Source organism: Paracoccus sp. SMMA_5_TC (genome assembly GCF_009696685.2).
Classification (GTDB): domain Bacteria; phylum Pseudomonadota; class Alphaproteobacteria; order Rhodobacterales; family Rhodobacteraceae; genus Paracoccus.
The window spans coordinates 1,001,976-1,024,034 of the sequence record NZ_CP102355.1 but is presented as its reverse complement, the minus strand read 5'-3'; the positions used below and the strand labels follow the sequence as shown (position 1 = coordinate 1,024,034).

At 68.3% G+C, this 22,059-nt stretch carries 14 protein-coding genes; 5 read left to right on the top strand and 9 right to left on the bottom strand.

Features of this window, described 5'->3' with window-relative positions; all coding sequences use genetic code 11:
- Positions 1-15 precede the first annotated feature (15 nt).
- Positions 16-612, bottom strand: a complete 597-nt coding sequence (locus GB880_RS05100) for a LolA family protein (protein WP_154494240.1) — start codon at positions 610-612, stop codon at positions 16-18.
- Between the two features lie 88 nt (positions 613-700).
- Positions 701-1,924, bottom strand: a complete 1,224-nt coding sequence (locus GB880_RS05095; protein ID WP_154494241.1) for a UbiH/UbiF/VisC/COQ6 family ubiquinone biosynthesis hydroxylase — start codon at positions 1,922-1,924, stop codon at positions 701-703.
- Positions 1,925-2,049: 125 nt separating this feature from the next.
- On the opposite strand from GB880_RS05095, the gene GB880_RS05090 reads away from it, so the two are divergent.
- The 3 genes from GB880_RS05090 (at position 2,050) to GB880_RS05080 (ending at position 7,378) form a co-directional block, all read left to right on the top strand.
- The gene (locus tag GB880_RS05090) at positions 2,050-3,375 is read left to right on the top strand and encodes an amidase (protein WP_263467333.1); all 1,326 of its coding nucleotides are present in this window, start codon (positions 2,050-2,052) and stop codon (positions 3,373-3,375) included.
- 133 nt (positions 3,376-3,508) lie between these two features.
- Positions 3,509-4,702, top strand: coding sequence for an aminotransferase class I/II-fold pyridoxal phosphate-dependent enzyme (locus GB880_RS05085; RefSeq protein ID WP_154550586.1), 1,194 nt, complete (start codon positions 3,509-3,511; stop codon positions 4,700-4,702).
- A gap of 3 nt (positions 4,703-4,705) precedes the next feature.
- A complete protein-coding gene (locus GB880_RS05080) occupies positions 4,706-7,378 on the top strand; it encodes a DNA translocase FtsK (protein ID WP_263467332.1) in 2,673 nt (890 codons plus the stop codon).
- Between the two features lie 99 nt (positions 7,379-7,477).
- On the opposite strand, the gene GB880_RS05075 is transcribed toward GB880_RS05080, so the two are convergent.
- The 7 genes from GB880_RS05075 to GB880_RS05045 all read right to left on the bottom strand — a co-directional run bounded on the left by GB880_RS05075 (position 7,478) and on the right by GB880_RS05045 (position 19,934).
- Entirely contained in the window at positions 7,478-9,106 is a 1,629-nt protein-coding gene (locus GB880_RS05075; RefSeq protein ID WP_154492527.1) for a Na/Pi cotransporter family protein, read from the bottom strand.
- Between the two features lie 190 nt (positions 9,107-9,296).
- A complete protein-coding gene (locus tag GB880_RS05070) occupies positions 9,297-10,349 on the bottom strand; it encodes an HlyD family secretion protein (RefSeq protein WP_154492525.1) in 1,053 nt (350 codons plus the stop codon).
- Positions 10,346-11,920 (bottom strand): MFS transporter, encoded by a 1,575-nt coding sequence (locus GB880_RS05065; protein WP_229774327.1) that lies wholly within the window; start codon positions 11,918-11,920, stop codon positions 10,346-10,348. Before GB880_RS05065 ends, GB880_RS05070 begins: the two co-directional genes overlap by 4 nt.
- 77 nt (positions 11,921-11,997) lie before the next feature.
- Positions 11,998-12,429: a MarR family winged helix-turn-helix transcriptional regulator gene (locus GB880_RS05060; RefSeq protein ID WP_154492521.1), complete on the bottom strand. Its 432-nt coding sequence runs from the start codon at positions 12,427-12,429 to the stop codon at positions 11,998-12,000.
- Between the two features lie 101 nt (positions 12,430-12,530).
- On the bottom strand, positions 12,531-17,033 hold the full coding sequence (locus GB880_RS05055) for a translocation/assembly module TamB domain-containing protein (protein ID WP_154492519.1): 4,503 nt from the start codon (positions 17,031-17,033) through the stop codon (positions 12,531-12,533).
- Positions 17,033-18,922 (bottom strand): autotransporter assembly complex protein TamA, encoded by a 1,890-nt coding sequence (locus GB880_RS05050; protein WP_154492517.1) that lies wholly within the window; start codon positions 18,920-18,922, stop codon positions 17,033-17,035. The genes GB880_RS05055 and GB880_RS05050 overlap by 1 nt, the downstream gene beginning before the upstream one ends.
- An 88-nt stretch (positions 18,923-19,010) precedes the next feature.
- The gene (locus GB880_RS05045) at positions 19,011-19,934 is read right to left on the bottom strand and encodes a glucokinase (protein ID WP_154492515.1); all 924 of its coding nucleotides are present in this window, start codon (positions 19,932-19,934) and stop codon (positions 19,011-19,013) included.
- Positions 19,935-20,133: 199 nt separating this feature from the next.
- Here GB880_RS05045 and ahcY point away from each other — a divergent pair, with 199 nt between their 5' ends.
- The gene (ahcY, locus tag GB880_RS05040; protein WP_154492513.1) at positions 20,134-21,525 is read left to right on the top strand and encodes an adenosylhomocysteinase; all 1,392 of its coding nucleotides are present in this window, start codon (positions 20,134-20,136) and stop codon (positions 21,523-21,525) included.
- Between the two features lie 78 nt (positions 21,526-21,603).
- Positions 21,604-21,945 carry a DUF2853 family protein gene (locus GB880_RS05035; RefSeq protein WP_154492511.1) on the top strand — a complete coding sequence of 114 codons (342 nt, stop codon included), beginning with the start codon at positions 21,604-21,606 and terminating at the stop codon, positions 21,943-21,945.
- Positions 21,946-22,059 lie beyond the last annotated feature (114 nt).

The following is a 22,059-nucleotide window of genomic DNA, read 5'->3' as shown; positions in this document are numbered from 1 at the left end:
GTCGCCAGCGCCCGCCTAGCGGCGGCGGGCGATCTCGCTCTCGATGGCAAAGGTCGAAGGCTTGAAGCCGACCCCGGTCTTCATGTCGCCCAGGATCACGGTGGTGCGCTTGCCCGTGTCGTCGGTCACCACCCACTGGCGCAGCTGCGTCGGGTTGGCGGTGAATACCAGTTGAATGTTGCCGTATTCGGGATGCTTCGGGTCCTGGGCGGTGACCACGGTCGTGTTCTTCCGTTCGGTGTGGCTGGTAACCATGCGCGCCTGGCCCAGGTTGATATTCGGCGCCAGGATCAGGGAAAGCGGCGTCTTGGACAGCGGATATTGCTGCGGACCGCCCTTGGTCTTGCCGTCGAACACCGCCACCTGCCCGGCCGAGGCCAACACCAGCGTGCGGTCGCCCTTGTATTCGAAACGGACGCGGTTCGGCCGGTGGATATAGACCGTGCCGGTCGAGACCGAGCCATCCGGGTTCACCTGGGTGAAATCGGCGACGGCGGTCTTGATGCCGTTCAGATAGCGCGAAATCTCGTTCAGGGGGATTTTCTCGGCCAGGGCGGGAACGGCCATGGCCAGGGCGAAGACGGGCGCAAGGGCGAGCGATCTGAGTTTCATGCCGCGATCATAGCCTTAGTCGAAAGGGTTGCACATCACGTTCGCAGGATGGCCCGGCCCGGCCTTGCTGACAGCGGTGTGAGGGGGGTCACAGCCGCTGTCCCGCCAGCAGCCGCGGCATCGGCCGCAGGCTCAGCCCCGCCGCCTGGCGCATGAAGCCCCGGCGCAGCGCCGGCACCGCATTGACCAGACCCATGCCCAGTTCCCGACCCGCCCGCAGCAGCGGGTTGGCATTGGAAAACAGCGCATTGACCCCATCCATGCCCAGCGCCAGCGCGGTGGCGTCCGGCCGGCGCCAGTCCTGATAGCGGCCCAGCACAGCGGCCGCGCCCGGATCCTCGCCGCGGCGACGGGCGGTGACCACGACCTCGGCCAGGGCGGCAACATCGCGCAACCCCAGGTTCAGGCCCTGGCCGGCGATGGGATGCACGCCGTGCGCGGCATCCCCGATCAGCGCCAGCCGCGGCGCCACATAGGTTTCGGCCAGGGACAGGCTCAACGGATAGGAAAACCGCGGTCCGGCCAGCCGAATCGCCCCCAGAAAATCGCCGAATCGTGGCCGCAGCACCGCCAGGAAGTCTGCATCGGGCAGGTCCAGGATGGCGCGGGCGGTGTCGGCGGGCTCGGACCAGACGATGGAACTGCGATTGCCAGGCAGCGGCAGGATCGCCAGAGGCCCGCCGCTCATGAAGAACTGATGCGCTGTCGCCTGATGCGGCAATTCGTGATCGACGGCGGCCACCAGCGCGATCTGACCATAGTCATGGCCCAGTCGCCGGATGCCGGCGCGGCTGGCGACGCCCGATTGCCGGCCGTCGGCCCCGACCAGCAGCCGCGCGCTCAGCCGGCGGCCGTCGGACAGATCCACCGCGATCGCCGCCGGCCCGGGCTGCTGCGCCACCACCGACACCCCGTCCAGATGGGTCACACAGCCCTGCATGGCCCGCAGCAGCGCCCGATAAAGGAACCTGTCTTCAAGCATGTAGCCAAGACGGCCTTCCTCGATCTCGGCGCCGTCGAAATGCAGCCCGAAGGGACCGGGGCCATCGCCCGGGGCCCCCTGACAGGCGGCGACCTTGCGAATTTCCTGCGCCTCGCCGGCCAGATCCCGCCACAGCCCCAGCGCCGCCAGCAGCCGCTGCGAGGCCAGCGCCAAAGCATAGGCGCGACCGTCGAAGGCGGCATCGGCACGGGCCTGGGCGGGGCGCGGGTCCACGACCGCCACTGACAGTCCGGCCTGCGCCAGGGCCAGGGCCAGTGTCGGGCCGTTCAGCCCGCCGCCGGCAATCACGATGTCGAAATCTGTTTCCATGCCTGCACTATCGCCGTCGGCAAAAGAATGTCCATGCGTCATTGCCGCCCGGCCCTGCCATTGCCGCCGCCCGGCGCATTGGCTAGCCTTTGCGCATGGGTGGTGACAGCAAGGGTGGGGTGCGCATGGATTGGTTGAAGGCGTCGGCCGCAGATCAGGGCAGGGCTATCCTGGCGGGGCTGATAAGCCCGGTGGAACAGGCCGAGGCCTATCTGGATGCCGCCGCTCGCCATCCCTATGCCGACCGGATCTATGCCAGGCTTTGCCCCGACCGCGCGCGGGCCGAGGCGATCGCCGCCCATGATCGCGCCCGCGCCGGCCTGCGCCGCGGCCTGCTCGACGGGGTGGCGATCAGCTGGAAGGACAATATCGACAGCGCCGGCACCCTGACCGAGGCGGGCTCGCGCCTGCTGGCCGGGCGCATGCCCGCCCGCGATGCCGCCATCCTGGCCGCGGCCACGCTGGACGGGCTGGTCTGTCTGGGCAAGACGCATCTGACCGAACTGGCCTTTTCGGGGCTGGGGGTCAATCCGATGACGGCGACGCCGCCCAACAGCATCGATCCGGCGCTGGCGCCGGGCGGCTCCAGCAGCGGCGCCGCGGTCTCGGTCGCGCTGGGTTTGGCGGCCGCCGCGATCGGCAGCGACACCGGCGGCTCGATTCGCGTGCCGGCGGCCTGGAACGGGCTGGTCGGCTTCAAGCCCAGCCATGGCGCGGTCAGCGCCGAGGGCGTGGTGCCGCTGTGCCGCCGATTTGACGTGGCCGGCCCCATCGCCCGCACGGTCGAGGATTGCGCCGAATTGTTCGCGGTGCTGCGCGGCGAGGCGGTGGTCGACCTGTCGGACGCCCAGCCCCGCGGCTTGCGGCTGATGGTGCTGGACGGGATGCCGATGGATCAGGCGCGGGATGCCCCCGTGGCCGCCTTCGAGGACGCCTTGCGCCGGCTGGCCCAGGCCGGCGCGCGCATTACCCATGCCGCACCGCCCTGCGTGGCCGAGGCGCTGGCCCTGGCACCCCGACTGTTCGCCCCCGAGGCCTATGGCATCTGGCGCGACCAGATCGAAAGCGCGCCCGAGCTGATGTATGCGCCGGTCCTGGAACGGTTTCGCGGCGGCGGCACGGTGCTGGCCGCCGATTACGTCGCCGCCTGGGAACAGCTCGCGCATCTGCGGGCGGACTGGGCGCGCCTGGTCGCAGGGTTCGACGCGGTGATCCTGCCGACGGCGCCCATCCTGCCGCCTGATGTCGCCCGCCTGCTGGCCGAGCCCGAGTTCTTTGCCCGCGAAAACCTGCTGGCGCTGCGCAATACCCGCATCGCCAATCTGCTGGGCCTGCCGGCGATCAGCCTGCCCACCGGCCACCCGGCATGCGGGCTGATGCTGATGGGCACGACCGGCGGCGACCGCGCGCTGTTGATGGCCGCCGCCGGGGTCGAGGCGGCGCTGCGCTGATCTGACCGTCCTTGCGCCGGCAAAAAGCCTGCAAACCCCCGGCCGGGGGCCGGTGAAACTCTGGACGCATGGGGGGATTGCCGGTAGTCTTGGCGCAGAAACGGGGCGCGACGACCCCGAACGAGAGGCAGCCATGGCATTTCCCGAGCGGTTTTCGAACCTGCCGGATTACGCATTTCCGCGCCTGCGGAAACTGCTGGCGGGCATCGCGCCCGGCGGCGATCCCGTCATCATGACCATCGGCGAACCGCGCCATGAAATCCCCGGCTTTACCGGGGCGATCATGGCCGAAAGCATCGCCGATTTCGGCAAGTATCCCACCAACGAGGGCACGCCCGAGCTGCTGGCGGCCATCGGCGGCTGGTTGCAGCGCCGCCACGGCATCGAGGTGGCGCCCGACCGCATCATGGCGCTGAACGGCACGCGCGAGGGGCTGTTCAACGCCGCCTTGGCGCTGGCGCCCGAACACAAGCGCAACCAGCAGCCGGCGGTGCTGATCCCCAATCCATTCTATCAGGTCTATGCCGTCGCCGCCGCCGCCGTGGGGGCCGAGCCGATCTTTGTTCCGGCCACCGTCGAAACCGGGCATCTGCCCCGCTATGCCGATCTGCCGGCCGAGGTGCTGGACCGCACCACCCTGGCCTATCTGTGTTCCCCCGCCAATCCCCAGGGCGCGATCGCGTCCCAGGACTACCTTGAGGAACTGGTGGCGCTGGCCGAACAGCATGATTTCCTGATCCTGGCCGACGAATGCTATTCCGAGATCTGGCGCGATGCCCCGCCTCCCGGCGCGCTGGCGGTGGCCAGCCGCATGGGGCTTGCCGATCGGGTGGTGATGTTCAATTCGCTGTCCAAGCGCTCGAACCTGCCGGGGCTGCGCTCGGGCTTTGCCGCCGGCGGCAGCGCGCAGATCGCGCAGATGCGGCGCCTGCGCAGCTATGCCGGGGCGCCGCTGCCGCTGCCGGTGCAGCGCGTCAGCGCCTTTGCCTGGGCGGACGAGGCGCATGTCGATGCCAGCCGCGCGCTCTATCAGGAAAAATACCGCATTGCCGACCGGGTGCTGGGCAATGTGCCCGGCTATCAGCCGGTGCAAGGCGGGTTTTTCCTGTGGCTGCCGGTGCCGCCGCAACTGGGCGACGGCGAGGAGGCGGCGAAGCGATTGTGGGCGCGGGCGGGCATCCAGGTGCTGCCCGGCGCCTATCTGGCACGCGAAACCAGTCACGGCAATCCGGGTCGGCATTACATCCGGGTGGCGCTGGTGGCGCCGGCAGATCAGACCGAAGCGGCCCTGAGCCGCCTCCGCAACTGTTTGTATCAAGGGGGCTGAACCATGGCGAGCTGGCAGGCCAAACACCGCGACCCGTTGCTGGACCAGACCACCCGGGCGGCATTGGAGCGGCGCAGCAAGGAAGGCCTTGGCGCGCTGCTGGTCGCGCTGGGGGTGGTGATTGCCGCCATGCTGCTGAGCTACAGCCCGGACGATCCAAGCTTCATGTCGGCCACCGATCAGGAGGCGCAGAACTATCTGGGCCGGCCCGGCGCCTATATCGCCTCGGCGCTGTTCATGATCACCGGCTTTGGCAGCTGGGTGCTGGTGCTGGGCGCGCTGGCCTGGGGGCTGCGGCTGATGCTGCACCGGGGCGAGGAACGGCTGATCCGCGGCGTTTTCCTGCCCATCGCGATGGTGCTGGTATCGGTCTATGCCACCTCGCTGACGCCGCCCCCGGGCTGGACGCAAAGCTTTGGCCTGGGTGGACATCTGGGCGACATGCTGATGGGCGGGATGCTGTCGGCGATGCCGATGCGCGCCTCGATCGCCATCAAGATCCTGGCGTTGCTGACGGCAATCGGGGCGGTCGCGTTCCTGGCCTTTGTCCTGGGCTTCGACCGCAGGGAACTGACCGCGATCGGCGGCTTCCTGCGCCAGGGGCTGGCGACGGCGCGGTTGCTGGCGCTGCTGGCGCTGGACCGCGTGGCCCGGCTGTCGCAGGGCACGGCACGACAGATCCGCGACCGGGCCGAGGCGCGGCGCCAACGCGTCAGCCAGGATGCTTCGGCCCAGCTGCCGGGCAGCGCCGGAACCGCCCTGCCCGGCCTGCCGCGCGCGCCGCGCGTCCATGACCCGGTGCCGCCCGCCGAACTGATCGAGCCGGAAACCCATTATGCCGAGGACGCCGCCGCCCCCTCGGCCGAGGAAATCGACGCCTGCATCAAGGACGCCTTGCGTCATCGCGGCGAGCCGCGGCCGGCCGCGGCAAAGGCGGGCTTGCTTGCCGCCGTCGGATCGCGGCTGTCCGGGGCGCTGGCGCGCGGCGATGCCGGCACGGCCGCCGATGCCGATACCGATGCCGAGGGCGCGACGGATGCCGCCCCGCCCCGGCCTTTCGGCGCCGGCACCGCGCGGGTGGTTGTGCCCCCGGCCCGCCCGGCCCCGCCCTCGCGCCAGGCCCAGGCCGAGGCCGAGCCGGCAATGCGCTTTGACGCCGCGGCGCCGGCCTATGAGCATCCGCCGCTGTCGCTTCTGGCGGCGCCGGCGACTGTCGAACGCCACCAGCTGTCGCAAGAGGCGCTGATGGAAAACGCCCGCATGCTCGAGGCGGTGCTGGACGACTACGGCGTCAAGGGTCAGATCACCGAGGTGCGGCCCGGTCCGGTGGTGACGCTTTACGAACTGGAACCGGCGCCGGGGCTGAAGGCCAGCCGGGTGATCGGCCTGGCCGATGACATCGCGCGGTCGATGTCGGCCTTGTCGGCGCGGGTTTCGACCGTGCCGGGGCGCAGCGTCATCGGCATCGAACTGCCCAATGCGCGGCGGGAAAAGGTGGTGCTGCGCGAAATCCTGTCCTCGCGCGCCTATGGCGACGGCACCCAGCCGCTGCCGCTGGCCCTGGGCAAGGACATCGGTGGCGGGCCGGTGGTGGCGAACCTCGCCAAGATGCCGCATCTGCTGATCGCGGGCACCACCGGTTCGGGCAAGTCGGTCGCGATCAACACCATGATCCTGTCGCTGCTTTACAAGCTGACGCCCGAGGAATGTCGGCTGATCATGATCGACCCCAAGATGCTGGAACTGTCGGTCTATGACGGCATCCCGCATCTGCTGTCGCCCGTGGTCACCGATCCGAAAAAGGCCGTCGTCGCCTTGAAATGGGTCGTGGGCGAGATGGAGGAACGCTATCGCAAGATGTCCAAGATGGGCGTGCGCAACATCGAGGGCTATAACGGCCGCGTGCGCGAGGCCCTGGACAAGGGCGAGCTGTTCCGCCGCACCGTCCAGACCGGTTTCGACGAGGACACCGGCGAGCCGGTATTCGAGACCGAGGAATTCCAGCCCGAGACCTTCCCCTATATCGTCGTGATCGTGGACGAGATGGCGGATCTGATGATGGTCGCCGGCAAGGAGATCGAGGCCTGCATCCAGCGCCTGGCGCAGATGGCGCGGGCCTCGGGCATCCACCTGATCATGGCCACGCAACGGCCGTCGGTCGATGTCATCACCGGCACGATCAAGGCGAACTTCCCGACCCGGATCAGCTTTCAGGTCACCTCCAAGATCGACAGCCGCACCATCCTGGGCGAACAGGGCGCCGAACAGCTGCTGGGTCAGGGCGACATGCTGTATATGGCGGGCGGATCGCGCATCACCCGCGTTCACGGCCCCTTCGTCAGCGACGAAGAGGTCGAAGAGGTGGTGAACCACCTGAAATCCTTTGGCCCGCCCAGCTATATGGCCGGCGTGGTCGAAGGCCCCGACGAGGATCGCGCCGACAGCATCGATCAGGTGCTGGGCCTGGCCTCGGGCGAGGGGGGCGATGCCGAGCTTTACGACCTGGCGGTGGCGATCGTGGCCAAGGACCGCAAATGTTCGACCAGCTACATCCAGCGCAAGCTGGCGATCGGCTACAACAAGGCGGCGCGGCTGGTCGAGCAGATGGAAGAGCAGGGCATCGTCAGCCCCGCCAACCATGTCGGCAAGCGCGAGGTGCTGGTGCCCGAGGTCTGAGCGGCCCTTGCCCAGATCACCGACAAGCAACGGCCGGAACCGAAAGGTTCCGGCCGTGGCGTTTTGCAAGCAGCCCGCGATGACAGCACGGTGGCCGGCCTAATGGCTGCGCAGCCGGCTTTCGATCAGCAGCCCTTCCTCGTCCAGGATCGGATGCGCAACCGATACCGCATGGGCGTTGATGCGCTTCAAATCGCGCAGCACGTCCAGATGCAGCGACGAGGTCTCGCGGCTTTCGGGCTGGCCCTCGCGCAGGCGCAGCAGGTGGCGCTGCGCCGACTGCCGTTCCAGATTGCGGATCTCGACCTTCAGCTCCATCAGGCGCCGGGCCATGTCGCGGTCGCGGGTCATGAACACGCTCTGCGCCATGCGCAGATTGTCCAGCGTCATCAGGAACAGCCCGTCCAGCTCGCGATAGCCGGCCTCGGAAAAGCGCAGGCCCAGGCCGACCTTCTTGCGCACGGCGGGGCCAAGGCCGCGGTGGATGATGTCGGCCATGTGTTCCAGATTGATGACATAATCCAGAATGGTGATGGCGCGGCGACGGTCATCTTCGCTGGCGGAACCGCCCAGACGCGACAGGTAGGTCTTGACCTCCTGCTGGCGGCGGTCGACGCGCTGTTCCAGTTCCGCCACCTCGGCCAGCGGGCTGGTGTCGTTCTTGCGAAAGGCGGTGCGGGTCTGATCCAGCATGCGTTCGACCGTATCGCCCAGCGACAACGCCTCGCGGCTGGCGCCGGTCAGGGCCAGCAGGGGCGTGTCCAGCACCGCCTCGTCCAGCCAGCGCGGGCTGTCGGGACGGGCGGCGTCGTCATCGGGCAGGATGCGCGCCAAGAGCCGGGCGAGCGGTCCGGCCAGCGGCCAGGCCGCCAGCGCCAGTGCCAGGTTGAAGGCCAGATGCGCCTCGACCGCCAGGCCGCTGCGGGGCAGCGGCAGATTCATCAGCATCACCCCCGCCTGGCCGGCCAGCGGCAGCACCGCCAGACAGCCCAGCGCCCGCACCGCCAGATTGCCCAGTGTTACCCGACGCGCCGCCGGCGCGAGCCCCCAGGTCGCCAGCACCGCGGGCACCGCACCGCCCAGGTTGGCGCCCAGCACCAGCACCACGGTCAGCGCCGGCGACAGATCCAGCGACAGGATCAGCAGCACCGCCGCCAGGGACGAGGAACACAGCACTGCCAGCCCCGCAGCCATCACCAACGCCACCGGCCAAGCCTGATCCAGCATGGTCAGGAACACCGCCAGCTGCGGCGACTGGCGCAGCGGCAGGGTCGCCGCCTCGAGCAGCGTCAGCGCCACCAGCATCACCCCGACCCCCATCAGCGCCATGCCGCTACCCGCCCACAGCGCCTGCTTGCGCCGCCGCAGGACGTATCCGGCCAGGATCAGCGCCGGCGAAAGCGCCGCCAGCCCCGCCGAGACGACCAATGCGGTCAGCGCCGTGCCCAGATTGGCACCCAGCAGCACGATCTGCGCCATGCGGGGAGCGATCATCTCGCGCTGGACGAAGGACGCGGTCAGCACCGCGGTCGCGGTCGAACTTTGCAGCCCCAGCGTTGCCACCAGACCCGACAGAAAGGCGCGCGGCCCGCTGCGCGTGCCCAGGCCCAGGATCATCTTGAGCCGCACGCCAAAAGCCTCGGTCATGCCGTCGCGCACCTGCCCAAGGCCGAACAGCAACAGGGCGACGGCACCGGCAATCTGCAAAAAGGCGACAATCGACGTCATGGTTCGGTCCCGGCTTGTGTGGCGACAGGGTCCGACCGTCCCGCGATCCGGCAGGCCGGTGGGAACTGTTCATGACGGTATGGTAACACCCGGACCAGGGACGACCAGTTGCGAAAAGGTCAAGTTTTCGCGAAAATTCAATGAGATTGGCTTTTTCGTCACATTCGGAACGATTGACGTTGCGTCAATGTCAGCCAGCGGCACCGCCGTTCACGGGGCGGGAGACAGTCACTACCGCCGACATCCCCGGCTCGAGCATGGGGGTCAGGTCCTGGTCGGGGTCCAGCGCGATCCGAACCGGCAGGCGCTGCGCCACCTTGGTAAAGTTTCCGGTGGCGTTCGCGGGCGGCATCAGGCTGAACTCGGACGCCATCGCCGGCGAAAACGCCTGCACATGGCCGCGCAGGCTGCCACCGCGCAGGGCATCGACGCGGATCACCGCCGCCGCGCCGGGCCGGATCCTGCGCCATTCGGTTTCGCGGAAATTGGCGATCACCCAGACCTCGGGCCCGACAAGGCTGACCAGCGGCGTGCCGGGGGCAACATACTGGCCCGGATGCACCGCCACCTGGCCCAGCCGGCCATCACCCGGCGCCCGGATCACCGTGTGGTCCAGATCCAGCGTCGCCAATTCGACCGCCGCGCGGGCGGCGTCGATGTCGGCCTGACGTGCCAGCAGCCCGACCTTTGCCGCACTGACCTGTTCGCGGGCGACCGCCAGGGCGCTTTCGGCCTGGGCGAGCGCCGCCTCGGCCTGACGCAGGGCCAGCTCGGTCTGATCGGCGGCGCTGTCGGCGGTGACGCCGCGCGATTTCAGTTGGCGCGCCCGATCCCAGGCGGCGCGTGCGGTGTCGCGTGCCGCCTCGGCTGCGTTCCGGGTCGCGCGCGCCGATTGCAGCCCGGCCTCGGCCGAACGCACCGCCTGCTGGCCGATCTGCAATCCGGCCTCGGCCCCGGCAAGGCTGGCCCGGGCCTGCGCCAGCCGCTGCCGAAAGGGGCGATCGTCAAGCCGCGCGATCACCTGCCCGCGCCGAACCTGCTGGAAGTCGGCCACCTCGACCGCGCTTACATGCCCGGCCAGCTGCGGCGCCAGCTGGGTCACCTGCCCGCGGACATAGGCGTTTTCGGTGCGCGGATCGGCCGGGGCAAAGGGTGGCAATTGCCAGCAGAACAGCACGATCAGCACCGCTGCCATCCCGGCAGCCAGGGCAACAAGGGTGGGGATAAGATGGCGTCGGGTCATGTCATGGCTTTCGCTGGGGCAAGGGCCGGCGCCCGACGGGCGACCAGCCAATCGCGGAACAGATGCAGGATCAGGGCGACCAGCGCCGCCAGCGCCACCGCAGCGGTCAGGCGATAGGCATCGGCATAGGCCAGCACCTGCGCCTGAATGCCGGCCTGTTGCAGCAGCTGCGCTGCCGCCTGCGCCCGTGCCAGCGCCGGATCGGCGATCTGCGCCGCCAGTTGCGCGCTCTGACGCGCGATTGCGGCGACCAGTTGCGGGTCGGTCGGTGCCATCCCCTCGACCAACCGTTGCAGGTGGAAAGCCTGGCGACGGTCGATGAAACTGGAAAACAGCCCCGAGCCCATTGCCCCGCCCAGCGACTGGGTCGAGATGAACACGATCACGAAGGACAGCAGATAGGCGGGGCCACGCGCCAGCGCCGCCAGCAGCCCGCGCATCATCGCCGGGGCCAGGAACAGGATTCCGGCCGCGCCGATCATCGCCTGGCTGGTCATCATCTGCGCCGGGCGGGTGTCGGGGGTGACGTGGCTGTCCATCCAGGCACCCAGCGCCACCAGCGCCAGTGCCAGCAGGTGAAACCCTGCCACCCGCTGCGGGCGGATCAGCGCCACCAGCAGCAGCGCCCCGCCCAGGGTCGCGGCACAAATCACCGCGAACAGCTCCACCATCTGCTCAGCGCCCACGCCCAGCAGCTGGAACATCCTTGGCGCCCCGGCCGATTGTTCCGACAGCACCAGCCGGAACAGCAGCAGCGTCGCCGTCAGATGCAGGATTTCCGGGCTGACCAGCCAGCGGATGTCCAGCAGCGGCGCCTTGCGGTTCAGTTCGACCGCCACCGCCAGCGCCAGCGAGGCCAGCGCCGCCACGACCGTCCAGCCCAGCCAGGGGGCATCGGTCCAGCCATGGATCGGGCCCATCACGCATGCTGTCGTCAGCCCGCCCAGCCCGACCGAGACCAGCAGCCAGCTGACCAGATCCAGCGGCGCCAGCACATGCACCCGCGGCGGCGAGGTCAGTGGCAGCAGCCAGACCAGCGCCAGGCACAGCGCCGCCAGCCCCAGCGCCAGCAGGTGCAGCGCGCTCCAGCCCGCATCGGCCATCACGGCAGGCGAAATCACCCGCGCCAGCAGCGGCCCGATCAGGAACACCGCCAGCACCAGTGGCAGGCCCAGCCGCATCTTCCACTGCGGCGGCAAGGGTTCCAGCATATACATGAACGCCAAAGTGCTCAGCGGCGCCGAGGCCATGCCCAGCGCGAATTGCACCGCCAGGGCCGAGCGCAGGTCATCGACCGCCAGCGCCGCCAGCGACACCAGCAGATAGGCCAGCACCGCCACCTCGGCAAAGCGGCGCAGGCCGAACTGATCGCGAAGCTTGATCAGCAGCAGCGGCAAGGCCACGCGCGGCACCAGAAAGGCGACGATCAGCCAGCTGGCGCGCGCCGGACTGATCCCCAGATCGCCGGCAATCTGCGGCAGATTGGCGCTGACAAAACCCTGGGCCAGACCCTGGGTCAGGCCGATGACCAGCGCCGCGGCGACGAAAGCCAGCGCCCGCCTCCCCGGCATCGGGAAAACCGTCGGCTGGGCGGCGGGCCGGACTGCATCCGGCGGGTTTTCCGCGCCGGGCACCGAAACAGCGGTTGTCATCCCTGGGCAAGTCGCGCGGCGTTCTGCCCCATGCGCGCCAAGGTGCGGCGGGTAATCTCGATATCCTCCGGCGGAATGTCGCTCGTCAGGGCGGCGTCCATCTCGGCCCGAAATCCCAGCAAGGGCGCGATGCTTGCGGTTTCCGTCAGATAGACGGCATGCTTGCGCGCATCGCCTGCAATCGGCCGGCGCTCGGCCAGGCCCTGCGCCTCCAGGGCGTCCAGCAATCGTTTCAGGGTAGGCGTCTCGATGTCCAGCATCGCCGCCAGATCGGCCTGGCTGGCGCCCTGATTGCGACCGATCGTGGTCAGCAACCTCGCCCGGGCAAAGGTCAAGCCATGCGCGCGCACCCGCAGTTCAAATGCCGCGCGCAGGCTGCGGGTCAGGGAAATCAGCAGATCGAGCAGAGGGGCGGGACTCGCGGTCATTCCATTAGCCAGCTAATGATTTTCATTAGCTGGCTAACAATGTCGCCGGTAAACGTCAAGCCCGCGCAAGCCAGCGGGCCGCAAGCCCCTATTCGGCCGATCTAATAATCGCGTTCGTAAAAAACCCCGACCGAGCTTTCGCCATCGCTGTCCACCGACCCGCGCACCGTCACCGTCTTGGAAACGTCCAGGTTCAGGTTCAGCCGGGTCTTGCCATCCCCGCCCACCTGCACATCGGTATAGACCTTTTCGGACAGATACTTGCCGGCCCGCAGCGAAACATTGCCGTTGTTGTCGGTAGTCAGGTCCAGATCGTCCAGCCCGGTCGAGGCCCGCAGCCGTCCGATGATGCCGTCGCCGCCGCGACCGGCCAGCGTCGCCACCGCACTGGCCAGCTGGGCTGCCTGCAACGCCGATATGTTGTCAAGGCCGCGCCCGAACAGCAGCTGCGACAAGACCTCTTCCTCGGGCAATTCGGGCGAGGATTCGAAGGTGATTTCCGGATCGCGTGCTTCGCCGTCGATGATGATGCGGGTGGTGATTCCGTCCTGCTCGATCTGGGCGACCAGGCGGATCACCGGCATCAGGCTGCCCTGAAGCTCGATCAGCCCTTCGGTCAGATTGAGCCGCTTGCCCAGCAGATCGACCCGGCCGCGGATCAATTCAAGCTGGCCGATGGGGATGGGCTGGCGGGCGTTTCCGGTCAGCCGGATTTCGCCGCCCAGTTCCGCGTCAACACCCCGGCCGCGCACGAACACCTGATCGGGCGCCGAAATCAGCAGGTCGAAGCGTGCGGGATTGGCGGGCGGCGTCGCCGGCGGCGCCGCCATGCCGGCCGCACGCGAATCGGCGCTGGGGTATTCCAGCAACCCGGCCTTGGCCCGGGTCTGGCGCTGTGGCGGGCGTTCGGACAGGTGGATGATGTCGGGAATCGCCTTGGCCCCGCCCAGCCCGGTCGAGGGGATGCGCAATTCCGTCGTGCCCAGATCGATCCGGCCGGACACCAGCGGACCCGCGGCCTGCGATCCGGTAACGCGGATGCTGCCGTTCGCACGGGTTTCGTAAAGGTTGGGATCGCGCAGCACCACGTCGGACAGCCGCACCGACAAATCCATCGGCCGGTCGCCGGTCAGGGCGATCGGACCGGTCACGGTGATGGTGCCACCCGCCTCGACCGCACCCGAGATATCGACCTGGATGCGGCCGCCGCCCAGGTCGGCGCGCGCGTTCAGACTGCCGATGGCAAGCCCCAGCCGCGGCTCGGCCAGGCGACCCCCGGTCAGCGCCACCTGCCCGCTCAGCGCCTGCAATCCCGGCGGCCCGTCCAGACGCAGGTCAAAGCTCAGCGGCCCCTCGATCGAGCGGGTGCGCAGGAAGGGATTGGCGGCGGCGGCATTGCTGCTGCCCTCGATTCGGACATCGGCGCGGCTGAAATCGGTCGCCACGCTGCCGTTGATGCGCGCGCGGGTGTCGCCCGGCGCGCTGCCCTCCAGCGCCAGGACATAATTGGCACCGCTGTTCTGGATGCGGCCGCGCAGTTCCGCCGGGCCGGGAAAGCTGGGCAGCAGCAGCCCCAGGTCGGTCAGGCGGGCGTCCAGGTTCAGGCCCGTGGCCGGGTCGCCATCGCCGCTGAGGCGCAGCTGCGGGTTCTCGGCACGCAGGCGGCTGACGGTCAGGCTGCCGTTCGCGCGCTGCTGGGCCTGAAGGTCGAAGCTGGTCTGCCCGGCCAGCAGCGGATCGGCCTGCGCATTGCCGATCGCCAGGCCGCGGGCATTGCCGCTGGCGCTGATCGCACGGGTGCCGCCCGGTTGGTCCTGCACGCGGGCCTGCGCCGTCACCGCACCGCGAAAACCGCGGCCCAGAAAGCGCAGGTCGTCGGCCCGCAGATTGGCAGTCAGGTCGGTGGCGCCCTGCCCCAGCCGTCCCGCGGCATCCAGCGCCAGCCGCGGGTTCTGCACGGTGGCGGTTTGCACGGTGAACACGCCATCGCGTTCGCTGGCCTGCAGGCTCAGCCGGGTTTCCCCCTGCAACGCGCCATCGACCTGCGCCTGACCAAAGGCCAGATCGCGGCCGCTGCCGGTCACCTCGAGCCGGCGGCCACCGGTGCCGTCGTCGCGGAAACTGCCCTGCGCGGTCAGCGCCCCGCGCCAGCCGCGCCCGAAACTGGCCAGAGAACGGATGTCCACCGCGCCGGTCATGTCGGTGCGGCTGCCGATGCTGCCCTGGGCTGTGGCCTGCATCTGCTGGTTTTGCAGACGAAAGCTGTCGACGGTGAATTCGCCGTCCTGTTCGCGCGCCGACAGCGCCAGTTCGGTGATGCCAGTCAGCGCCCCGTCCACATCCTGCTGACCCAGCCGCAGATCGGTGCCGCGTCCGGTCAGCTCGACGCGCCGCGCCGCCCCCTGTTTCGTCGCCTTGCCCTGCAGGCTGACGCCGCCCGAAAGGCCGCGCCCCAGCACGGAAAGATCGGGCATGCTCAGCGACAGTTCGCCGTCCAGTTCCTGCATCGTGAACGTGCCGCGGCCTGCCGCGTCCAGTTGCGGGTTCAGCAGCCGGAACTGTTGCAATTCATAGACGCCGTCGGTTTCCAGCAGTTGCACCGTCAGGTCGGTTTCGCCCTTGAAGGCGCCGTCGATCTCGGGCCGGCCCAGCCGCAGATCCTGCGCCTTGCCCGACAGTGCCAGCTTGCGCCGCCCGTCGGGACCGGTCAGCCGGGCCTGGGTGCTGGCCGCACCGCCATAGCGCGGATCGGCCACCGACAGGTCCGGCATCTGGATCTGGGCGCTGAGATCGCTGGCCTGGCTGCTGAGGAAGCCGCGTGCCTCGGCGGTCAGGTTGCGGGCATTGACGGTCAGTTGCCGCACATGGATGCCGGTGGTGTCGCGCCGGGCCGACAGGTCGATCGTCGATTCACCGGCCAGCATCCGGTCGGCCTGGTCCTGGCCCAGACTGATATCCACGCCCTTGATGCGGGTGTCGAGATCGAAGCCCTTGCCCAGCAGGGCATAGCGGCCCTTGATCTGTGCCTCGGCCCGGCCGCCCAGTTCACGCCCGGCCAATGTCGAGAAATCGGCCAGCCGGTCGTGGCGCGCGGCGATGTCGCCGGTCAGCGTCAGGCCGCTTTTCAGCCCCGCAAGTTCCATCTCGCCGGTAAAGCCATAGCCGTTGCCGTTGATGTTCATGCCCCAGAAGCGCAGCGCATTGCCGGGGGTGAAGGCGAAATTCAGGCCGCCGTTCAGCGTATCGCCCAGCGCCTGCGCCAGGCCGGGATCGGTGGGTTTGACATCGTCCATGCCGAAGGCGACCCAGCCCCGCACCTCGGCCAGGGCCCGATCGTCGGTCAGCACCACCCGGCCGCGCCCGTCCAGGCGCAGCTCTGACAGCATCAGATCGGGCCGCGTCACATCGCCGACGCGCCCCTGCAGCACCCAGCCCGCGCCCTGGGCCGCGTCATAATCCAGCCGCAGATTGCCCGAAGTCACCGTCAGCGGCTTGTCCCCGACCGGCAGCGCCACCGGCAATTGCGTCGCCCCGGCATCGCGACCCAAAAGCAGCGTCAGATGCGCGCTTTCCGGCGCCCCGCGCGCGGTGGTGGCGACCGAACCCGACAGGTCCAGCGCGCCGGTAGTGACCTTGAGCTCCGGCACCAGCAGCCGGCCGTCGGCGCCCCGCCAGCCTTCGGCCCGGATCAGCGAGGTGCCGGCAAAGAACTGCTGGTTCTGCGGCGCGACCAATGGCGCGATGTCGCCGTCCAGCCGCAGCCGGAAGGCGGTGCCATCGGCGCCCTCGCGCGCCTCCGCGCGCACCTGGGCCTGGCCTTGCACCCGCGGCTGGCCGTCGGTGCTGAGCTGGATGCGGGCGCTGTAATCCGACAGCGGGCCGGTGCCGGCGATTTCGGCCTGAAGCGCCGGGCGGCCGTTCATCCTGACCAGGTTGACGAACAGGCCGTTGGCATCCTCGTCCAGCTTCAGGTCCAGCGCCAGGATACGGCTGGCATTGGAAAAGCCCGCGTCCAGCAGAAAACGCCCGCGCGGCCCGTCCACCCGGTCGATGGTCAGCTTGGTCTGTCCCTCGCCATTGGCGAGGTTCATCGACCCGTCAATGGCCAGAACCGCCTCTTGTCCCAGGATCGCCTGCCCCAGTTCCACCCGGCCGACCTGGATCTTGTCGATGTTCACGGCGACCGGCAGCTGCGGCAGGGCAAATTCGCGCGCCTCGGGGGCAGGGGCCTTGTCGCCGCCGCCGGGCAGGCGCGGCAGGATCACCTTTTCGGCCGACAATTCGTTGATCTGGATGCGGCGCGACAGCAGGGCGCTGCGGCTCCAGCTCAGCGCGCCGTTTTCCAGCGTGATCCAGACGCCGTCGTCATCGGCAATGGTCATGCGGGTGAAGGTCGCGCGCGAACTCAGCGCGCCCTGAAAGCCGTCGATCACCACCTGCCGGCCGGCGCCGGACAGCTTTTCCTGCAAGAAGCGGGTGATGAAGCCCTTGTCGTCCTCGACCTGTTGCGAGATTTCGGCTGCCGTGTCCTGGGCCTGGACAGAAGCCGCTGCCGCCAGCGTCAGCCCCAGCGCCAGCACGATACGGTGAAAAATCCTGCCCATCAGAACGCCTGCCCCAGACCGATATAGACCTGCACCCCGCCGTCATCGCCATCGCCGCCGCCCACCGGCGTGGCCAGGTCGAAACGCAGCGGTCCGATGGGGGTCTGATAGCGCACGCCGGCACCTGCCCCCGCCTGCCAGCCCGAGGCGCCGGAAAAGCCGCTGTCCTCCCACACCCGGCCGGCATCGGCAAACAGCACGAAACCCAGCTTTTCGCGGAACTGCATCCGCGATTCGGCGCTGAGCGTGGCAATCGACATGCCACCGGTGCGCACCGCCCCGTCCGGTCCCTGGATTACCTCGACCCCCAGCGACTCATAGGAATGGCCGCGCACCGTGCCACCGCCGCCCGACCAGAACAGATAATCGCGCGGGGTCTGGTCGATTTCCGGGCCCAACACACTGCCCAGCCTGGCGCGCCCGGCCAGGGTGAAACGGTCGTCGCGGCCGAAACTGCGATAGACGCGCCCCTCGGCGGTGACCTGCGCACCGGAACCGGTCTGATCGCCGATGCCGTAAAACGGTGTGATCCCCCCCGACAGCCAGTAACCGCGCTTGGCGTCGGTGGGTTGATCGCGCCGGTCCCAGGTCAGCTGCGCGGGCAGCGCCACCAGACGGAAATCGCTGCGTCCCGCCAGATCGTCGACGCGGATGGCACGATACTGCAGCGCGATGTCGGCGGTCAGCCGGTCGCTGGGGATCCAGGTAAAGCCCAGTCCGAAGGTGCCCGACTTGAGATCATAGTCATCCTCCTGCAGGCTTTTCACCTCGGCAAGGACATAGCCGGTCGTGTCGGCGTTCAATGTGGCCGGGCGATCGATGCGCAGCCCAAGGTTGTAGTCGCGCCCCGAATTGCCGTGAATATCGGACACCCCGGCATCCACGCGCAGCCTTTCGCCGCCGCGCAGCAGGTTGCGGTTGATCCAGTAACCGGTCAGCGCGAGCCCCTCGGTGTTGGAATATTCAAAACCTGCCCCCAGCCGCCGCAGCTTCTGTTCCACGACCTGCAGATCCACGTCCAGCGTGTTGCCGGGGCTGATGTAATCAGCCTCGGTCAGGGTGATGGCAGAAAACACGCCGGATCGGCGCAGGCGCTTGCGCACATCCTCGAGCTTTGCGGGATCGAAGCGCTCGCCTTCGGGGAAACCGGCGATCTTGCGCAGACGGCGCGGGTTCATCCGTTCGTAACCACGGATCGTCAGCTTGCCAAAGCGCAGCGCCGGCCCTGGCGCCAGGTCGATCACGCTGTCCACCTGATTGGAGGCGTGGTCGGCGATGATCTCGGTGCGGGCAACTTCGGCCTTGGCATGGCCGACATTGCGCCAGCCATCGACGGCGCTGGTGGCAGCGGCCTTCATTTCGCCGGTGCGGGCAATCTCGCCCTTGCGGTAGTCGCGCGGCAGTTCGGTCCCCGGCGCCAGCGGCCCGATCTGGGCGCGGCTATAGCGGAAGCGGGGGCCTGGCTGGACATCGATGGTAACCTTGCGCACGGTCTGCGGCGCGTCCAGCGGGGCGATGCTGGCGGCCTCGACCCCGTCCAGCTTGATGTCGATGACCCCCGAATAATACCCCTGGTCGTAAAGCACGCCCAGGATACGGGCATAATCGGCGCGCGCGGCGGCCAGCATGTCCTGACCGGTCACCCGATCCTCGGCCTGGGCGGCGACCAGCAGCGAGGTGTTGCGGATGGCCGGCAAAAGCGCATCGTCGCCGCCCGAGATGCGGAAATCCAGATCGACCGGCGAACGAGCGTTGGCGTCGCGGCCGCCGAACCAGCCCGAAAACGGCATCCAGGCCGAGGAAGGCCCGGACGATTGCGCCAGCGCCAGCCCGCTTGCGCCCCCCATGAGAAGGCCGGCCGTCAACCCTGCCCTGATCCAGCGTGTCATGCCTGTCCTGCTTTCTGCCGGTCTTTTCGGCAAGCATTGCAGGGCATGGCAGCAAAATCCAGCACCGCAGCCCGGAAAACGGCGATTTTCAGCCAACTGCGGCCAGACAGCCATGCAAGGCGGCCAGATCGTCCTGAATGACACCCACGGGCACCGATTGCGCGATGCGTGCCATCAGCGGATCGGCCAGCAGCCCCTGCTCGAAACTGTCGAAGCGATAGGCACAGGATCGCGCAACGCTGCCGGCCAGGAACATCCCGTCCAGAGGCATGAAGCGCAAGGCAAGTTCCCGGCACATCAGCCCCAGCAGCCGCGCATGCAGGCGAAGCGTATCCTCGGCCGCGCCATCGCCGCGGGCAGCGGCGGTGACCACATCTTCGGCACGGCGCGCCTGGGTGCCGGTGCGCAGCCCGTGCAGACGCGCAAGCCCGCGACCTGCAAACAGTTCCTCGACCGAATCGATGGCACGCGCGGCCGCGCCCAGTTCGGTGAACAGGGGATCGGCGATCGACATGGGCAGCCGGGTGTGGCCCTCTTCGGACTCAAGGCAAGCGATGCCGCCTTGCGCCAGCACCTTGACCGCGCAGACGTTGAAGCCGGTGCCGGCATTGACCACCAGACGCTGACCGTTGCGGCGGGCGTCCGCCCGTGGCTGGCGCAGGAACGCCGCGGCTGCACCCTCCAGCGCCGGCGTGGCATAGCCCAGAGCGATCATGTCGTTGATCAGTCGCGCCCGGGGCGCCCCCGTCAGGGCACACAGCCCCGCTTCGGAAAAAGTCCAGTCGCGATTGGTCAGGCACGCGGTATCGCCCCAGACCGGGCCGGCGACTGCCACGCAGACCGCATCGATCGCAGGCCGGCCCTGCGCGTCAAGATAACGGGTCACCACCTCGTCAAAGCTTGGGTGATCGTCGCCGCGAAACCGGGTGATGCTGGCGGCATCCAGCTTGCCGTCACGCGCCAGTGCCAGCCGCGCGTTGGTGCCACCCACATCCGCCAGCAGCTTTGCCATGTCTTTCCCCCAGTCCCGTTGCCCTGGCGGCGCCGCCGGCCACCTGCGCCACAGATTTCCCGCCTGGCACGGCCTTTGCAAGCCCCGCGCCGCTTCGGTTTGCAGCGGCGCGCCGGGAATGATAAGCCCGCGCCAAAGGCCCGCCTGCGGCGCCGTGACATCACCGACACATCCCAGACATATCCGCTGCGAGATCCCCATGACCGATCACATCATCCGCGACATTTCCCTGGCCGCCTATGGCCGCAAGGAACTGGACATCGCCGAAACCGAAATGCCGGGGCTGATGGCGCTGCGCGCCGAATACGGCGAGACGCGGCCGCTGGCCGGCGCCCGCATCGCCGGCAGCCTGCACATGACGGTGCAGACCGCGGTGCTGATCGAAACCCTGGTGGCGCTGGGCGCGCAGGTGCGCTGGGCCTCGTGCAACATCTTTTCCACCCAGGACCATGCCGCGGCGGCGATTGCGGCCGCCGGCATCCCGGTCTTTGCCGTCAAGGGCGAAACGCTGGCCGAATACTGGTCCTATACCGACCGCATCTTCCAGTTCCCGGAAGGCACCGCCAACCTGATCCTGGACGATGGCGGCGACGCGACCATGTATGTGCTGCTGGGCGCCCGGGTCGAGGCGGGCGAGACCGACCTGATCGAAGTGCCGACCAGCGAAGAGGAAGAGGCCCTGTTTGCCCAGATCCGCACGCGGCTGGCGCAATCGCCGGGCTGGTTCACCGCCCAGCGCGCCGCGCTGAAGGGCGTCAGCGAGGAAACCACCACCGGCGTCCATCGCCTATACGACCTGCACAGGAAAGGGTTGCTGCCGTTCCCGGCCATCAACGTCAATGACAGCGTCACCAAGTCGAAATTCGACAACAAGTATGGCTGCAAGGAATCGCTGGTCGATGGCATCCGCCGCGCCACCGACGTGATGATGGCCGGCAAGGTCGCCGTGGTCTGCGGCTATGGCGACGTCGGCAAGGGTTCGGCCGCATCCCTGCGCGGCGCCGGCGCCCGGGTGAAGGTGACCGAGGTCGATCCGATCTGCGCGTTGCAGGCCGCCATGGACGGTTTCGAGGTGGTGCTGCTCGAAGATGTCGTCGCCACGGCCGATATCTTCGTCACCACCACCGGCAACCGCGACGTCATCCGCATCGAACACATGCGCGAAATGAAGGACATGGCCATCGTCGGCAACATCGGCCATTTCGACAACGAGATCCAGGTGGCCGCGCTGCGCAACCACAAATGGACCAATATCAAGGACCAGGTGGACATGATCGAGATGCCCTCGGGCAATCGCATCATCCTGCTGTCCGAAGGCCGGCTGCTGAACCTGGGCAATGCCACCGGCCACCCCAGCTTCGTGATGTCGGCCAGCTTCACCAACCAGGTTCTGGCGCAGATCGAACTGTGGACCAAGGGCGCCGAATATGCCCCCGGGGTCTATATCCTGCCCAAGGCCCTGGACGAAAAGGTGGCCCGGCTGCATCTGGACAAGATCGGCGTCAAGCTGACGCAGCTCAGCCGCGAACAGGCCGATTACATCGGGGTCAACCCCGAAGGTCCGTTCAAATCGGAACACTATCGTTATTGAGCCGCAGCTTTTGATTGATATGTGAAACACTTGCGCTAGGCTTTCCTCCGGAGACACCATCCGGGGGAGGGATCAAGGATGAGCAAGCGCGACGATCTGATCGCCAAATATGCAGCCGACATGCAGCAGAAGCTGGGCGTGGCGGCAGACATGGAACTGCTGAAGAAGGTGGTGATCGGCTGCGGCCCCTCGATCTATGACGCCGATGCGGAAACGGTGGCGGCCTCGGACACGACGGAACTGGAACGGATCCGCGACAACTATCTGATCCGCAAGCTGGGCTTGCCCGATGGCCCCGAGCTGATGGCGGCGATCCAGGACGTGGTCTCGCGCTATGGCAGCGCCAATCGCAACAAGTATCGCGCGGTGATCTATTACATGCTCTGTCGCCATTTCGGCAAGGAATCCGTCTACGGCTGAGCCCTGTGACCAGGCACCGCAGCCGAACCCCGTCGAGGGGTCCGGCTCCGGCGGGGCCAAGGCCCCGGACCGGTCGCGACCCGTCATTTCCCGTAACGCGCACGATTTTCCGCA

What these genes read in the sequence shown, in the direction of transcription:
- ahcY (WP_154492513.1), top strand. Translation starts at nt 20,134, where the DNA reads ATGACCGATCACATCATCCGCGACATTTCCCTGGCCGCCTATGGCCGC.
- GB880_RS05050 (WP_154492517.1), bottom strand. Translation starts at nt 18,922, where the DNA reads ATGACACGCTGGATCAGGGCAGGGTTGACGGCCGGCCTTCTCATGGGG.
- GB880_RS05065 (WP_229774327.1), bottom strand. Translation starts at nt 11,920, where the DNA reads ATGCCGGGGAGGCGGGCGCTGGCTTTCGTCGCCGCGGCGCTGGTCATC.
- GB880_RS05055 (WP_154492519.1), bottom strand. Translation starts at nt 17,033, where the DNA reads ATGGGCAGGATTTTTCACCGTATCGTGCTGGCGCTGGGGCTGACGCTG.
- GB880_RS05070 (WP_154492525.1), bottom strand. Translation starts at nt 10,349, where the DNA reads ATGACCCGACGCCATCTTATCCCCACCCTTGTTGCCCTGGCTGCCGGG.
- GB880_RS05100 (WP_154494240.1), bottom strand. Translation starts at nt 612, where the DNA reads ATGAAACTCAGATCGCTCGCCCTTGCGCCCGTCTTCGCCCTGGCCATG.
- GB880_RS05090 (WP_263467333.1), top strand. Translation starts at nt 2,050, where the DNA reads ATGGATTGGTTGAAGGCGTCGGCCGCAGATCAGGGCAGGGCTATCCTG.
- GB880_RS05080 (WP_263467332.1), top strand. Translation starts at nt 4,706, where the DNA reads ATGGCGAGCTGGCAGGCCAAACACCGCGACCCGTTGCTGGACCAGACC.
- GB880_RS05085 (WP_154550586.1), top strand. Translation starts at nt 3,509, where the DNA reads ATGGCATTTCCCGAGCGGTTTTCGAACCTGCCGGATTACGCATTTCCG.
- GB880_RS05035 (WP_154492511.1), top strand. Translation starts at nt 21,604, where the DNA reads ATGAGCAAGCGCGACGATCTGATCGCCAAATATGCAGCCGACATGCAG.
- GB880_RS05045 (WP_154492515.1), bottom strand. Translation starts at nt 19,934, where the DNA reads ATGGCAAAGCTGCTGGCGGATGTGGGTGGCACCAACGCGCGGCTGGCA.
- GB880_RS05060 (WP_154492521.1), bottom strand. Translation starts at nt 12,429, where the DNA reads ATGACCGCGAGTCCCGCCCCTCTGCTCGATCTGCTGATTTCCCTGACC.
- GB880_RS05095 (WP_154494241.1), bottom strand. Translation starts at nt 1,924, where the DNA reads ATGGAAACAGATTTCGACATCGTGATTGCCGGCGGCGGGCTGAACGGC.
- GB880_RS05075 (WP_154492527.1), bottom strand. Translation starts at nt 9,106, where the DNA reads ATGACGTCGATTGTCGCCTTTTTGCAGATTGCCGGTGCCGTCGCCCTG.